This is a genomic window from Paenibacillus sp. J23TS9, assembly GCF_018403225.1.
Lineage (GTDB): Bacteria > Bacillota > Bacilli > Paenibacillales > Paenibacillaceae > Paenibacillus_AQ.
In genome coordinates this window covers 468,346-483,946 of the sequence record NZ_BOSG01000004.1, presented here as the reverse complement: position 1 = coordinate 483,946, position 15,601 = coordinate 468,346, and the positions used below count along the sequence as shown (strand labels likewise).

The following is a 15,601-nucleotide window of genomic DNA, read 5'->3' as shown; positions in this document are numbered from 1 at the left end:
GTCCGGTCATCAGGATGATTTGAAATATTCGGGAAAGCGCTCCTTGAGTACGGGGAGGTTGGCAATGCTGAGTTGCATATGCTCCTTCATGATTTGTTCGGCATGGTCCGCATTCTTCTGCTTCACAGCGAGGAAAATTTCCCGGTGCTGCTCATAGAGAAGCTCCCAATGAGGTTCAGTCCAAAGCCAAAGGACACGGGTACGGTTGAGATGGGCATTCATCTGCTGAATGACATTCCATGTGCCGTTCTTGCGGCAGCCATCAAACAGGATGCGGTGAAAGGCCTCGTCCAGTTCGAACATTTTTTTGCCGTCATGCTGCTGTGTGGATTCATGCTGCTGTGCGAGATTGTTTTCCAGGGCTGCAAGATTGCCAGCAGGAAAAGCTTCGCAAGCGAGCCGGATCACGGCCTTCTCCAACTGCTCGCGCATAAACCGGGCTTCTTCAACCATATCCGAGTCAATGAGCGATACGCGGGTTCCACGTTGGGGGAGAACCCATACAAGTCCTTCTTGAGCCAAGCGGACGAAACTCTCGCGGACAGGAGTCCGGCTTACCTGAAAGTTTAATGAAGTTTCTTTCTCGGACAAGGTGGTGCCGGGCGCAAGCTCCAGGCTGACAATCTGCTGTTTGAGCTGCTGATATACGGCGCTGCCAGCCGAGCCGGATTGTTGAAATATGCTTTCATCCATCTTGGTCACCTCCTTTGTTCCATACTACCATACAAGTATGGCAGATCGTAACTGTAAGCGTCAACAAAAAGTATTTTGAGAATCGAGATCGAAAGAGAATAGAAGTTCACAGATCGTTGAATTTCGTTATGACTGTAATCACACGAACCGAGCCGGGATTTTCTTATACTGGGTCTGTAAACAGAAATAGCATTCTGCGCATCCAACCACTATTTGGAGGTCCTTGATATGAGTTCATTCACGTTAGAAACGCAAGTGTCCGATATCGTAACGGCTGTACCGCAAACGGCAGATTTATTCCGTGCACTGCGCATTGATTTTTGCTGCGGGGGGAAGGTTCCTCTGGAGGAAGCGGCGTGTAAACGAAAGCTGGACCCTGCTGTTGTTCTTGAAGAGATAAAGACCCTGGAGACCAAGATGGCTGACTACCAGGAGAGCCGTCCCGGTGAGCTGACTGAACCGGAGCTAATTGAATATATCCAGCAGAAGCATCATGCTTTTCTGCGAGACGAGCTGCCAGCGTTGACACCATATATGACGAAGCTGGCCCGTGTTCATGGCGAACATCATCCTGAGCTGCTGAGAGTGCAGGCGATTTTTGCGGATTTGAGCAAAGAGCTGCTGGAGCATACTAAGGATGAGGATCTGAATGTATTCCCGCTTATTTTGAAATTTGTTTCCAATCCGAGTCTCCAAGCCGCAGAGGAACTTAAGCCGCATGTGTCCGAGCTGGAACAGGAGCATGAGCAGGCAGGCGACTTGCTGAAGGAGCTGCGGGAAATAACCAGTGATTTTGCTCCTCCCGCCGATGCCTGCGGTACGTACCGGCTCGTTTACCAGCGGCTGGCGATGCTTGAAAAGGATACTTTCGAGCATATCCATCTGGAGAACAACGTGCTGTTCGAGCGTATGCGTGCCGCGGTGTAGTTCGTAAGGATACAGGCGATCATTATGGCCCTTTCTTCACAAGGTGAAGAGGGGGCTTTTTTTGTCCGAACCCGGAAACCATCCCCGCAACATGCGCAAAAGCAGCAGTCTCCACCAGGCTTTTTTACCATCTTGCCAAACAGCGAAACAATCATATTCCCTCCAGCACCATCTACCCCCATCAACCAAGGGAATTCTCGAAGGGATATAGGAGTTTCCCTAATAGGAACCGTAAGAGGCGGCGCTCATAATAAAGTTATACGAATGGACGACACCTTGATTCCCCAATCATGGTCATATACACAGAAGGAGTTGAAGCGTCCTATGAAACGAAAGTCGGGACTGAAGTTCTTCAAAAAATTAGAAAGCTACTCAGACAACTGGTCTGTTCTCGAGGAAAAAAGCCGAGAGTGGGAGGATATGTACCGCAAGCGCTGGTCACATGATAAAGTCGTGCGGACGACGCATGGCGTGAACTGTACAGGCTCCTGCAGCTGGAAGGTGTTCGTGAAAAATGGCATCATCACTTGGGAAAATCAGCAGATCGATTATCCTTCCTGCGGACCTGATATGCCGGAATTTGAACCGCGCGGATGTCCGCGGGGTGCCTCGTTCTCCTGGTATGAATACAGTCCGCTGCGTGTGAAGTATCCTTATATGCGCGGCCGTTTATGGCGTATGTGGAATGAGGCTTTAAGCCAGCACAGCGACCCGATCGCAGCATGGGCCAGCATTGTTGAAGACCCGGAGAAATCCAAATCCTATAAACAAGCGCGGGGTAAAGGCGGCCATGTACGTGTATCCTGGCAGGATGCCACAAAGCTGATTTCCGCCCAGTTAATATATACGATTCGCAAATATGGTCCTGACCGGATTGCCGGGTTTACACCTATTCCCGCCATGTCGATGATCAGTTACGCGTCAGGTGCCAGATTCATCTCCCTGCTTGGAGGCGAGATGCTGAGCTTCTACGACTGGTATGCGGATTTGCCGCCTGCATCTCCACAAATCTGGGGAGAGCAAACGGATGTGCCGGAATCAAGCGATTGGTACAATGCCGGTTATCTGATCATGTGGGGCTCCAATGTACCTTTAACCCGGACGCCGGATGCCCACTTCATGACCGAAGTGCGTTACAAAGGCACCAAGGTGGTATCGGTCGCGCCGGACTATGCAGAGAACGTCAAGTTTGCAGACAACTGGCTGGCTCCGAATCCCGGAACAGACGCGGCGATTGCCCAGGCGATGACGCATGTCATTTTGAATGAATTTTATCATGAGCGTCAGGAGCCGATGTTCCTGAATTACGCTAAACAATATACGGATATGCCTTTCCTCATTCTACTGGATGAGCATGAGGGTGGTTATAAGGCAGGGCGCTTTCTGCGGGCGAGTGATCTCGGAGATACTTCACAGCATGCCGAGTGGAAGCCGGTGATTATCGATGAAGTGACGAATGAAATCACGGTTCCGAATGGCACGATGGGTCAACGCTGGGAGCAGGATAAGAAATGGAATCTGATCCTTGAACGTGAAGACGGATCCGTTATTGCTCCGGCACTGTCAGTGGAGCCGCAGGGGGCGCAGTGGCATAACATTAGCTTTCCTTTCTTTGATAACAATGCGAATGGGACCTTTGAACGCAAAATCCCTGCAAAAAAGATTCAACTCTCTGACGGAACGCAGCGTTTAGCGGCCACCGTCTACGATCTGATGCTGAGCCAGTATGGAATCGCACGTACTGGAAGTAAGCTTGAAGCAGCCGGATACGATGATGCGAGTTCATTCTATACACCTGCCTGGCAGGAAAACATAACCGGAGTGAAAGCATCGGTCGTGGTTCAGATCGCCAGGGAGTTTGCACAAAATTCGCTGGATACCGGAGGCCGCTCCATGATCATCATGGGTGCGGGGATTAACCACTGGTTCAACAGCGATACGATCTACCGCTCCATTCTGAATCTGGTTATTCTGACCGCATCACAAGGGGTGAACGGCGGAGGTTGGGCGCATTATGTGGGACAGGAAAAATGCCGTCCGATCGAAGGCTGGTCTACGGTTGCTTTTGCGAAGGACTGGCAGGGACCGCCGCGCCAGCAGAACGCGACATCGTTCTTCTATTTTGCGACGGATCAGTGGAAATACGAAGAAATGGGTGCCGATTCCCTGAAATCGCCTACGGGCGGTGATATCCGTTACCAGCATCCGGCTGATTATAACGTGCTTGCTGCAAGACTTGGCTGGCTTCCATCTTATCCGCAGTTTAACAAGAACAGCCTGACATTCGCAGAGGAAGCAGCGCAGCAGGGGAAAACAACCAACGAAGAAATCGTGAAGCATACGCTGGAACAAATCATCTCAGGGGATACACAATTTGCGGCTGAAGATCCGGATGCGCCGGAGAACTTCCCGCGGTCGCTGTTTGTATGGCGTTCGAACCTGATTTCGAGCTCCGCCAAGGGGCAGGAGTATTTTATGAAGCATCTTCTTGGAGCATCGGATGGTCTTCTCTCCACACCGAATGAAGATGAGAAGCCTGAGGAGATGGTCTGGCGCGACGATGTAGAAGGCAAGCTGGATCTGCTCGTTGCCCTTGATTTCCGGATGACATCGACCCCGATGTATGCGGATGTGGTTCTCCCGGCAGCAACCTGGTACGAAAAAACGGATTTATCTTCAACGGATATGCATCCTTTCGTGCATCCATTTAATCCGGCAGTGGATCCGCTCTGGGAATCACGCTCGGACTGGGATATTTACAGAACGATTGCCCAGAGCTTCTCGGAAATGGCTAAAACACATCTGCCCGGCGTGTACAAAGATCTTGTGACCACACCGCTGGCCCATGACTCTATTAACGAGATTGCCCAGCCTTACGGAGAAGTAAAGGATTGGCGCAAGGGCGAGATTGAAGCCATTCCTGGTAAAACAATGCCCAACCTGACGGTGGTGGAGCGGGACTACACGAAAATCTACGACAAATTCGTTACGCTCGGCCCGAACCTGGCTACTGGTAAAGTGGGGGCGCATGGCGTCAGCTTCTCGGTTGCCGAGGAGTATGAAGAGCTAAAACGCATGAACGGCACCTATTATGATGACACGATCAAAAATGGTCTGCCTAAGCTTCATACCGCCAGGAATGCGGCAGATGCCATTTTGAATATATCTTCGGCCACGAATGGTAAAGTTTCGCAGCGTGCATGGGAATCTGCGGAGCAGGATACTGGGGTTGCATTGAAGGATATCTCTGCAGACCGCGCAGCTGAGCGCATTACATTTCAAAGCATTACAGCCCAGCCGCGTGAAGTCATTCCAACGCCGGTATTCAGCGGATCGAACAAAATGGGAAGACGATATTCACCGTTCACGACGAATATTGAGCGTCTGGTGCCTTTCCGCACACTGACCGGCAGACAGCATTTTTATATCGATCATGAAATTTTCCTGCAGTTCGGGGAAGCACTTCCGGTATATAAACCAACGCTTCCGCCCATGGTGTTCGGTCCACGCGACAAGCAGATTACCGGGGGCAAGGATACGCTTGTGCTCCGTTACCTGACGCCGCACGGCAAGTGGAACATCCACAGCACCTACCAGGATAATCTGCACATGCTGACGTTGTTCCGCGGTGGTCCGACTGTATGGCTGAACAATGATGACGCGGCGGCGAACGATATTCAGGACAACGACTGGCTGGAAGTATACAACCGCAATGGCGTTGTTACCGCCCGGGCTGTTGTCAGCCACCGGATGCCTAAAGGGACGATGTATATGTACCATGCTCAAGATAAGCATATCAATGTTCCGGGCTCCGAGATCACGAAGGATCGCGGCGGCAGCCACAATGCGCCGACGAGAATACATGTAAAACCGACCCAGATGGTCGGGGGATATGCTCAGCTTAGCTATGGGTTTAACTACTATGGACCGATCGGAAATCAACGGGATGTGTACGTGGCTGTCCGCAAAATGAAAGAGGTGGATTGGCTTGAAGATTAAAGCACAAGTCGCCATGGTCATGAATCTGGATAAATGCATTGGCTGCCACACCTGCAGCGTGACCTGCAAGAGCACCTGGACGAACCGTCCGGGGGCTGAATATATGTGGTTCAATAACGTAGAAACGAAACCGGGCATCGGCTATCCCGTCCGGTGGGAGGATCAGGAGAAGTACAAGGGAGGCTGGATGCTGAAAAAGGGTAAGCTGCAGCTGAAATCCGGCAGCAGGCTGTCCAAAATCGCGCTCGGCAAAATCTTTTACAATCCCGATATGCCTGAAATGAAAGATTACTATGAGCCATGGACATATAACTATGAACATCTGACGAATTCCGGGGAGAAGAAGCATCAGCCGGTCGCCCGTCCACATTCTGCCGTGACCGGTGACAAGATGAATCTGGAATGGGGACCGAACTGGGAAGATGATCTGGCTGGCGCGCATGTGACCGGACCCAAGGATCCTAATATAGAGAAGATCGAAGAAGAAATTCAGTTTAACTTCGAACAGGCATTCATGATGTACCTGCCCCGCCTGTGCGAGCACTGCCTTAATCCTAGCTGCGTGGCATCATGTCCTTCCGGAGCCATGTATAAGCGGGACGAGGACGGCATTGTACTGGTGGACCAGGAGGCCTGCCGCGGCTGGCGGTATTGTATGACAGGCTGCCCTTACAAAAAGGTATATTTCAACTGGAAAACGAACAAGGCCGAGAAATGTACCTTCTGTTTCCCCAGAATTGAGGCAGGACTGCCAACGGTATGTTCAGAAACCTGCACGGGCCGCATCCGGTATTTAGGCGTTATGCTGTATGATGCTGACCGGGTGCAGGAAGCTGCATCCACACCGGATGAAAAGGATTTATATGAGGCGCAGTGCAGCTTGTTCCTAGATCCAAATGATCCAGCGGTTATTGAACAGGCCCGCAAGGACGGTCTGACGGAGGAATGGATTGAGGCAGCTCAAAATTCGCCGGTATATAAACTGGCCATCGAATACAAGCTTGCCTTCCCGCTCCACCCCGAGTACCGGACTTTGCCCATGGTATGGTATGTTCCGCCGCTCAGTCCGATCATGAACTACTTTGAGGGCCGGGATTCGATCGAGAACCCGGACATGATTTTCCCGGCTATTGAAGAGATGCGCACCCCGATCCAGTACTTGGCGAATCTGCTGACGGCAGGTGATACCGTTACCGTGAAGGAAGCCCTGCAAAAAATGGCCATGATGCGCTCTTATATGCGTGCCGAGTCATCAGGTACAGAATTTGATGAGTCGCGGCTCGCGCGGGTCGGTCTGACCACCCATCAAATGAAACAGATGTACCGGCTTCTCGCGATTGCGAAATACGACGACCGGTTTGTGGTCCCTACTTCACATAAAGAAAGCCATATGGATGTTTACCGTTCCCAAGGCTCGGAAGGCTTCGGGTCAAGCTGCAGCGGCTGTGGGCCGGCAAGCCCGCAGGGCAAGAGCGGCAAAGAACTGTACGAAGAAAACTTCTATGGGGGGATCTGGCGTGATTAATTTCGGAAAGCTGCATGAATATAAAGATGTGTTCGGATTTTTTGCCCAGATGCTCACCTATCCGGAAAAGCTGGATTTTCATCCGTCAGTCATGGAGGAGTCGCTGGACTCCTCCCATCCTGCCTATGCATCGATTCGAACCTACTGGGAACTCATGCATGAATACAGCATGGAACAAATTGAGGAGCTGTATGTCCAGACCTTTGATTTTCAGAAGAAGTCTACTTTATATATGACATATTCTAAATTCGAGGAGGGCAGGGAACGTGGGCAGATGCTTGCCAGACTTAAAGAGACGTATCAGCTGTTCGGCCTGGATATCATGAGCTCGGAGCTCTCTGATTACCTGCCCCTCATGTGTGAATTTTTGTATGCTGCCCAGTGGCGGGGACATGAGAAAGAAGCAGCGGAAAGCCTGGAATTGATGATTGCGGTCATGGAGGACGGAACCTATCATCTTCTGAAAGCTTTGGAAAAGTTTAAAAGCCCTTATTTTCATCTCATTCAAGGTCTCCGCGAGACGTTCAAAGCATGCATCATTCAGGAGGCTGCCGCGCATGAGCATGATTGATCAGTTTCTGTGGGTCATCTTTCCCTACGTTTGTGTTGCTGTCTTCATAGTCGGCCATATATACCGCTACCGCACAGATCAATTCAACTGGACGGCAAAATCCAGCGAGTTTATTGAGAAAAAGAAGCTTAAGCTGGGCAGCCTGATGTTCCATCTGGGCATCATACCGGTCATCGGCGGTCATGTGGCAGGCCTTGGCATTCCCGAATCCTGGATGGAGGCGGTAGGGGTCAGTGACCATATGTATCACATCGGGGCGGTATATATCGGAAGTGCGTTCGGCTTCTTAACGCTGGCGGGTATGATTTTGCTCACCTCCCGTAGATTTACGATTAAAAATGTCCGCCAGCTCAGCACCGCATCCGATATGATCGTCAATGTTCTTCTGCTGTTTATTGTATTCATGGGGATGTACAGTACGCTGGTTTCCAATGCGATCCAGCCGGATTTCAATTACCGGGAAAGCATTTCAGTCTGGTTCCGGGATCTGTTTATTTTACGGCCTGATGCTTCACTGATGGAGAATGTACCGATGTCTTTTAAAATTCATATGCTTGCGGGTTTTGGTATTTTCGCTCTGTGGCCGTTTACCCGCCTGGTGCATGTGTGGAGCGTTCCGTTGAATTATGCAGGCAGAAGATATATCCTGTATAGAAAGCACCGCAAATATGAATCGTAGATGAGAGAAGGCGAACAGCCTTCTTTTCTACGTCAGAGGAGTTATCGCTATGATGAATCAGCCGATCTTTCATTACCAAGAGGAAATTGACGAGCTCCGGGACCGGTTTCAATTCGACTTCGTGTCCATGGCATTGGTGCAGCCGGCTGAGGACCGATTCGTATTAACCTGGCAGTTTGCTTCTGGAAATATCAATGAACGTTACAAGCGTATTGTTCTCCATTCCGGGAAAGGAATCGCAGGGATTGTATTTAAGACGGGTAAGCCGATGCTTATTCAAAATGTGGACACGGATATTGAATCGCGGGATTTGTTTAATTACCCCATCATTGTTGCGGAGCAGCTAAAAAGCCTTGGAGCTGTGCCGCTGTGGGATGGTAGTCGTGTTATGGGAGTTCTGCTCGTAGGATACCGCGAGGAAAATCGGTTGAATAAAGCTTCCTTTGACATATTTCAAGATGGGCTCGGAACAGCTTTTGGGGCTTTTTACGCCAAGGAGGTGTCGCAGCCTTGATTCAAATGACGGATGAGCAATTAAGCGATCTGCTCAGAAAAATGTATGTAAACAGCATGGAAGCTATCTTTTTTATCGATGAAAAGGGCAGTGTGGTCGCCATGAATCCGGCGGCGGAGGACATTCTTGACATCGAAGTGATCGAGCGGATGCATGCCGGCGTGGATGATTCCTTCTGTCAAACCTGTAAGGGCTACACGGATGAAAAGGATCAGATGGCCTGCTCCAAATGTTATTTGGACTATCCGAAGGGGGACTTTTCCTCGTTTCAGGTTTATCTCAAGACTCGCGGCGAAGGGGTTGTTCCTTATGCAGCCAGCTATCATACCATTGATGAGGACCGGGGCATTCGGGTGTTGATGCTTCTGGATCTGACGAAGCAGCAGAAGACGCAGGAGATGCTTCAGCGCTCGAATTTGCTTAAATACGTTATAAAAGCGCAGGAGGATGAGCGAAAGCGAATATCCCGGGAGCTTCATGACAGTGTGGCCCAGGAGCTGCTTAGCTCGCTTGTTGATCTGCGCGTCATTAAGTATATGAATGTAGAAGAAGACGTAATGAGGAAGCTGCAGCAGACCGAGGTCTCCTTGACCCGGCTGCTCGATGATATCCGTCATTTGTCGGTTGAGCTTCGGCCATCCTCATTAGATGATTTGGGACTTGAGGCTGCGTTTCGCTCACATTTTAAATGGATCGGGAAAAACTACGGGCTCCTGGTGGATTTCTCCGCAGAACTGTCTGCAGCCAGATATGGCAGCGAGATCGAAACCGTGGTATACCGCGTGTGCCAGGAAGCCGTGCTGAATGCGCTGAAGTATTCGGGCACGGATGAGGTACATGTCCGGTTATGCGAAGAGAACGGCAGTCTTCAGCTGACCGTCAAGGATGACGGGGCCGGTTTTAACATGAATTACAACGAAGCCAAAGGCACCGGTCTCGGCCTATACGGAATGCGTGAGCGCGCCGAGCTTGTCGACGGCCAGTTTATGCTGAATTCCGCTCCCGGCGAGGGGACAACGGTGGAGCTCCGCATTCCATTATCACAGGATAACAAGAGGGAGGCCGATGTACGATGAAAATTGTCATAGCAGATGATCATGCGGTGGTCCGGAGCGGCTTCTCCATGATCCTGAACTATCAGGAGGATATGGAGGTCGTCGCGACGGCGGCCGACGGCATTGAGGCTTACATGATGGTGGCGAAGCATCAACCCGATGTGCTGCTGATGGATCTCAGTATGCCTCCTGGCGAAAGCGGCCTGATTGCCACCGGTAAGATCAGCAGTGATTTTCCGGGAACAAAAATACTGATATTAACGATGTACGATGATGATGATTACCTGTTTCATGTGCTTAAAAATGGGGCTTCCGGTTATGTGCTCAAAAATGCGCCCGATGAAGAGCTGGTCTCAGCCATCCGTATGGTACATAAGGGAGGTACCTATATCCATCCACAGATGGCGACCTCGCTTGTAAGGGAATTTATCAAAAAGGACAGCGAGAGCGCGGACAATGATCCGTTTAACAGCTTGTCCAAACGTGAGGTTGAGATCCTGCCCTTGATTGCCAAGGGCTATGGCAACAAGGAAATCGCGGAAAAGCTGTTTGTATCGGTTAAGACGGTAGAAGCTCACAAGGCCAAGATTATGGAAAAGCTGAATCTGAAGAGCCGCCCGGAGCTGGTGGAATACGCGCTAAAGAAAAAACTGCTGGATTTCTAGTATCCCTTAAGGGATAGAAGAGGTCCCTGCTGCTTGATATAGGGAAGTTCCCTGACGAGGTTCAGGGAACTTCCCTATTATCTTTGTGAATGATGTCACTTACAATAGGAGATGGGGATCAACAAAACTGCCATTCATTACGTTCAGAAAAGGTGATTGGAATGATCAAAAAAATGCAGCTGCCGCTGCAAACAATGAATTTGGTGCTTGGCTTTATGGTATGGGTCATCATCTCCGCGCTGCTGCCGTTTATTCGGGAAGACATTTCCATCCCGGCGGATCGGCTCGCGATCCTGACTGCGATTCCGGTTGTACTGGGCTCGGTTCTGCGTTTGCCGCTAGGGTATTACGCCAACGTGGTTGGCGCACGGATTGTTTTTATAGCCAGCTTTATACTGCTGCTGTTTCCGGTTTATTTTATCAGTACGGCATCATCCTTTACGTCTCTTGTCATCGGAGGCTTGTTCCTCGGAGTCGGAGGCGCCGTGTTCTCCGTTGGTGTGACTTCTCTTCCAAAATATTATTCAAAAGAAAAGCTGGGGCTTGTGAACGGGATCTATGGGATGGGCAATGTCGGTACGGCAATCACTACGTTCGCTGCACCTGTTATTGCTACCCAAATCGGATGGTCCAGAACCGTTCAGCTATATTTGATTCTGCTGCTTATTTTCGCCGTATTGAACGTATTCCTGGGCGACCGCAAAGAAACGAAGGTTAAGACGCCTCTGATGGAACAAATCAAGGGAGTCTATACCAATGAAAAGCTGTGGTTTTTCTCTCTGTTCTATTTCATCACGTTCGGTTCATTTGTAGCCTTTACGGTATACCTGCCAAACTTTTTGGTGACGAATTTTGAACTTGCAAAGGTAGATGCGGGCATGCGGACGGCCGGCTTTATCGTGGTGGCAACTTTCTTGCGCCCGGTTGGCGGCTGGCTGGCGGATAAGTTCAAACCGCTGTTCTTGTTAATGGGTGTATTTATCGGTCTTACGATTGCAGCCATTCTGCTGGCTTTTTCACCATCTATCGGCTTGTACACAGTCGGATGCTTAACCATCGCGGTTTGCGCCGGACTTGGGAACGGGATCATCTTCAAGCTCGTGCCTTTCTATTTCAACAAGCAAGCCGGCATTGCGAACGGGATTGTGTCCATGATGGGCGGATTGGGCGGATTCTTCCCGCCGCTGATGCTCTCCTTTATCCACTCGGTTACCGGCCAGTATTCCATTGGATTTATGGCATTATCGCAGGTAGCGCTTGCCAGTCTGGTTATCGTTGTGTGGATGTATTTTCAGGATAAATTAGCGGTATCCTCCGAGGTATTTAACTCTACCGGTCAAGGGATTCTGGTTACAGACCTGAGAGGAAGAATTAATGCCGTCAATCCTGCATTCACAAAGCTGACGGGATATACGGAGGAAGAAGTGATCGGCAAAAATCCGAGTGTGCTGAAATCCGGCCGTCAATCCACTGATTTCTACAGCAGCATGTGGGCTGAAATCAAAGAGCAGGGAAGCTGGCAGGGGGAAATTTGGAACCGCAGAAAGAATGGCGAGGAATATTTAGAGCTATTAACCATTAATGCGGTAAAAGATGAATCAGGTGACATTATTCAGTACGTAGGTACCTTTAGTGATATCACCTTTAATCCACCCAGCAGTCATTTAGGCGTAGGAAACAAGAAGTTCAAGAGCACTCCACAACTGCGGGGCTAGAAGCGGGCAGAGGAGCACCAAGAAAGGAAGCGAGAACATGACAGGGAATCCCATGATAGATCCGTTGTCACGGCCGATGCGCGATCTGCGGATTTCCGTGACGGACCGTTGTAATTTCCGCTGTGCTTACTGCATGCCGAAGGAAATCTTCGGAGATGATTATGCATTTATGCCAAAGGATCAGCTGCTGTCATGGGAGGAAATTGTCCGTCTGGCCCGGTTATATGCTTCACTTGGTATCCGAAAGATCCGCCTGACCGGGGGGGAACCCCTGCTGCGGCGCGGGCTTCCCGAGCTTGTGCGGATGCTGACAACGATTCAGGGAATCGAAGATATCGGCTGCACGACGAATGGGCTCCTGCTTGGACAGCAGGCAGAGAGTCTATACGATGCGGGACTCCGCCGGGTGAATGTCAGCCTGGACGCGCTGAATCCGGAGCTGTTCGGTCATATCAATGGCCGTGGTATTAAACCGTCAATCATTCTTCGCAATATGGAGATTGCCAGGGAGACCGGATTCGAGGTCAAAGTGAATATGGTTGTGCAAAAGGGCGTCAACGATCAGGAGATTCTTCCGATGGCGGCTTACTTTAAGAAACTGGGCATCACGCTCTGCTTCATCGAATTTATGGATGTGGGCAATGACAACAGTTGGAGTCTGCAGCGAGTGGTAACGAAAAAGGAAATTTTTGAAATGTTAGGTGGAGCAGAGAAGCTTGTACCGGCTGCGCCCCGTTTTCCCGGAGAAGTGGCCAAACGCTTTCGCTATAAGGACGGAGAGGCTGAGGTCGGCTTTATTTCATCCGTATCGGAAGCCTTCTGTTCCTCCTGCACAAGATTGCGATTGTCTTCGGACGGCAAAATATATACCTGCCTTTTTGCCTCCAAAGGCTATGATCTTCGCACACTCCTTCGCGGCGGCGCAACGGATGAAGAGCTGCTTGCGGCCATCCGCGGGGTATGGGCGAAACGAGAAGACCGATACTCGGAAGAGCGGACGGAGCAAACGGCATCGATGCGGAAGAAAATAGGGATGTCCTATATCGGCGGCTGACAGATGTTGATCGGAACCGTGAACAGCCAGCCAAGGAAAAAAGGGGCGGAAGATTAATGAAAAAGACAAGCATTGTCATTCCAAGAGAGCATGGAGGCTGGGCAATGGTCAGCATGCCCTTTATCATCAGCATGATGGCGGCGAAGCCTGTCCTTCTTCATCTTCCGCTATTTCTGGCCTGGATGTTCCTGTACTTGTCATCGTATCCGCTGATGCAGGCTTTGAAAAAGACAACCAAGCGGAGCCTATGGCTTCGTTGGGGAGCAGGTTATGCCGCTGCCGCCGTTTTGTGCCTCATTCCAGTGCTGCTGGTGGAGCCTTGGCTATTCTGGTTTGCCCCTATCTTAATTCTGCTGATTCTCGTCAATGTATGGCATGTCTGCCACAAGGCCGAGCGGGCCCTGTTGAACGATGTTTGTGCGATCATGCTCTTTTGTACGGGCGGTGCGGCGGCGTACCTGCTGGGAGGAGGGATATGGGGCAGGGAGCTGGCAGATGTCCTGCTGTTTAATTTCTTGTATTTTACCGGGACTGTGTTCTTCGTCAAATCCGTATTCCGTGAGCGGAAAAATAAACATTGGAAGATCTATGCAAAGGCCTATCATTGCATCTCATTCGTATTGCCGCTGTTCACGCTCAATCCTTGGATGTGTATTCCTTTTGTGTACCCGTTGATCAAGACATGGATGTACTCCGGCAAGCAGCTGCAGCCGATGAGGGTCGGTATCATGGAGATTTTCGGTTCTGTTCAATTTCTGATTCTTTCACTGATACTTCTGTAAGCGAAAAAGCTGTCCGAATATGCTTCGGACAGCTTTTTTTGGTTCTTCATCGCATAGTGTCTCTACGCCAAAGGCTGTGTAATAATCCGATCCACCATGCCATACTCGAGCGCTTCCTCGGCAGTGAGATAGAAATCACGGTCGGCATCGCGATATATTTTCTCAAGCGGCTGGCCTGTTTTGTCCGCAATATATTGGTTCACCTTTTCCCTCAGCTTGAGTATCCGGCGGGCGGAAATATCAATATCGGTGGCCTGGCCTTGAGCACCACCGAGCGGCTGATGCAGCATAAATTCGCTGTTCGGAAGCGAATAGCGCTTGCCCTTGGCACCGCCGAGGAAGAGGAAGGCTCCCATGGAAGCTGCAATCCCCATACAGATCGTACTGACCTGCGGCTTGATGTAATCCATCGTGTCGAGGATCGCAAAGCCGGCAGATGTAGATCCGCCCGGGCTGTTAATGTACAGTGAGATTTCCTTTTCCGGGTCATCGGCAGCCAGGAAGAGAAGCTGAGCGATAATGCTGTTGGCCACCTGGTCGTTGACCTCGGAACCCAGGAAAATGATCCGGTCCTTCAGCAGTCTGGAATATATATCGTAGGAGCGTTCGCCAAGGCGGGTCTGCTCTACTACGTAAGGTATTGTATTCATCGTTATAGCCTCCTTCTGATAAAAAGCGAAGGGCTATGCCGCGCGTAAACGAAGGGAAGATGAAGCAGAGCCGGAACGGTATCCAAGCTGCGCAGGCGTTGGTTTAGCCTGATTCGCAGTCCGCAGGGAAAGGGCGAGCCTCTTCAGCAGCTCTGGCTGCTCCATACGGATTGCGACCAGCAGCTGCCGCTGGAACCAGTCCGCATCGACCTGATCCCATTCTTGCCCCGATGCCGGAATTTCCGGAGTCTCATCTTCATTCAATTTACGGCGTGCCCTGTGCAGCAGCGATTTAACGGCTGTTTCATTCATTTCAAGCGAATCAGCGATGTCAGACAGCCTGTATTCGAAACTATCCTTCAGGACAAATACAAGCAGCTGTTTTGGAGTCAGCCGCTCCATCAGCGTTTCCAGCCCGCTCATTAGCAGCTCCAGCGGTTTTTCACGTGACTGCGTCTCGATGGGTTGACCTGCCGTTTCGCGGTTTTTTTTGCGCAGCTGGTCAATCCAGTGATTGCGTGCAATGGTCGCCAGAAGCGGAAAGCTGGCCTGACGTTTGCCAGTAGGGTCCTTTTGATAGAACCTTTCAGCCTTGAGTATGGAATCATGCGCCAGATCCTCGGCGTCCCAAGAATTGCCGGTCACACGCAGGCAAAAATATTTGAGCTTAGGGTACATTTCTTCCATTTCCTTGTGGATTAACATGTTAATCACTCTCCTTGAGAGGCCTCTATATATAAAACGTTTGGTCAGTGGTAAAAAGATACGGGCA

General features: G+C 50.5%; 14 protein-coding genes. 11 read left to right on the top strand and 3 right to left on the bottom strand.

Annotated features, from left to right (window positions below):
* Positions 1-9: 9 nt before the first annotated feature.
* A complete protein-coding gene (locus tag KJS65_RS23880) occupies positions 10-693 on the bottom strand; it encodes a GntR family transcriptional regulator (protein WP_213652324.1) in 684 nt (227 codons plus the stop codon).
* 228 nt (positions 694-921) lie between these two features.
* Between KJS65_RS23880 and ric the strand changes: the two genes are divergently transcribed.
* The 11 genes from ric (at position 922) to KJS65_RS23825 (ending at position 14,179) form a co-directional block, all read left to right on the top strand.
* A complete protein-coding gene (gene ric / locus KJS65_RS23875) occupies positions 922-1,620 on the top strand; it encodes an iron-sulfur cluster repair di-iron protein (RefSeq protein WP_213652323.1) in 699 nt (232 codons plus the stop codon).
* Between the two features lie 324 nt (positions 1,621-1,944).
* On the top strand, positions 1,945-5,619 hold the full coding sequence (locus KJS65_RS23870; protein ID WP_213652322.1) for a nitrate reductase subunit alpha: 3,675 nt from the start codon (positions 1,945-1,947) through the stop codon (positions 5,617-5,619).
* Positions 5,609-7,144, top strand: coding sequence for a nitrate reductase subunit beta (gene narH, locus KJS65_RS23865; protein ID WP_213652321.1), 1,536 nt, complete (start codon positions 5,609-5,611; stop codon positions 7,142-7,144). Before KJS65_RS23870 ends, narH begins: the two co-directional genes overlap by 11 nt.
* Positions 7,137-7,715: a nitrate reductase molybdenum cofactor assembly chaperone gene (narJ, locus tag KJS65_RS23860; RefSeq protein WP_213652320.1), complete on the top strand. Its 579-nt coding sequence runs from the start codon at positions 7,137-7,139 to the stop codon at positions 7,713-7,715. The genes narH and narJ overlap by 8 nt, the downstream gene beginning before the upstream one ends.
* Complete coding sequence (gene narI / locus KJS65_RS23855) at positions 7,702-8,394, top strand: respiratory nitrate reductase subunit gamma (protein WP_213652319.1); 693 nt, start codon at positions 7,702-7,704, stop codon at positions 8,392-8,394. Before narJ ends, narI begins: the two co-directional genes overlap by 14 nt.
* Before the next feature lie 49 nt (positions 8,395-8,443).
* Positions 8,444-8,908 (top strand): GAF domain-containing protein, encoded by a 465-nt coding sequence (locus KJS65_RS23850; protein ID WP_213652318.1) that lies wholly within the window; start codon positions 8,444-8,446, stop codon positions 8,906-8,908.
* Positions 8,905-9,984: a sensor histidine kinase gene (locus KJS65_RS23845; protein WP_213652317.1), complete on the top strand. Its 1,080-nt coding sequence runs from the start codon at positions 8,905-8,907 to the stop codon at positions 9,982-9,984. Before KJS65_RS23850 ends, KJS65_RS23845 begins: the two co-directional genes overlap by 4 nt.
* A complete protein-coding gene (locus KJS65_RS23840; RefSeq protein WP_213652316.1) occupies positions 9,981-10,628 on the top strand; it encodes a response regulator transcription factor in 648 nt (215 codons plus the stop codon). The genes KJS65_RS23845 and KJS65_RS23840 overlap by 4 nt, the downstream gene beginning before the upstream one ends.
* 161 nt (positions 10,629-10,789) lie before the next feature.
* Complete coding sequence (locus tag KJS65_RS23835) at positions 10,790-12,343, top strand: nitrate/nitrite transporter (RefSeq protein ID WP_213652315.1); 1,554 nt, start codon at positions 10,790-10,792, stop codon at positions 12,341-12,343.
* 37 nt (positions 12,344-12,380) lie between these two features.
* A complete protein-coding gene (gene moaA / locus KJS65_RS23830; protein WP_213652314.1) occupies positions 12,381-13,397 on the top strand; it encodes a GTP 3',8-cyclase MoaA in 1,017 nt (338 codons plus the stop codon).
* Between the two features lie 56 nt (positions 13,398-13,453).
* Entirely contained in the window at positions 13,454-14,179 is a 726-nt protein-coding gene (locus KJS65_RS23825) for a YwiC-like family protein (protein WP_213652313.1), read from the top strand.
* A 62-nt stretch (positions 14,180-14,241) separates the two neighbouring features.
* Here the strand turns inward: KJS65_RS23825 and clpP are convergent, their stop codons facing one another.
* Complete coding sequence (gene clpP, locus KJS65_RS23820; protein ID WP_136603633.1) at positions 14,242-14,829, bottom strand: ATP-dependent Clp endopeptidase proteolytic subunit ClpP; 588 nt, start codon at positions 14,827-14,829, stop codon at positions 14,242-14,244.
* A gap of 33 nt (positions 14,830-14,862) precedes the next feature.
* Positions 14,863-15,534, bottom strand: coding sequence for a sigma-70 family RNA polymerase sigma factor (locus KJS65_RS23815; RefSeq protein ID WP_213652312.1), 672 nt, complete (start codon positions 15,532-15,534; stop codon positions 14,863-14,865).
* Between the last annotated feature and the right edge of the window lie 67 nt (positions 15,535-15,601).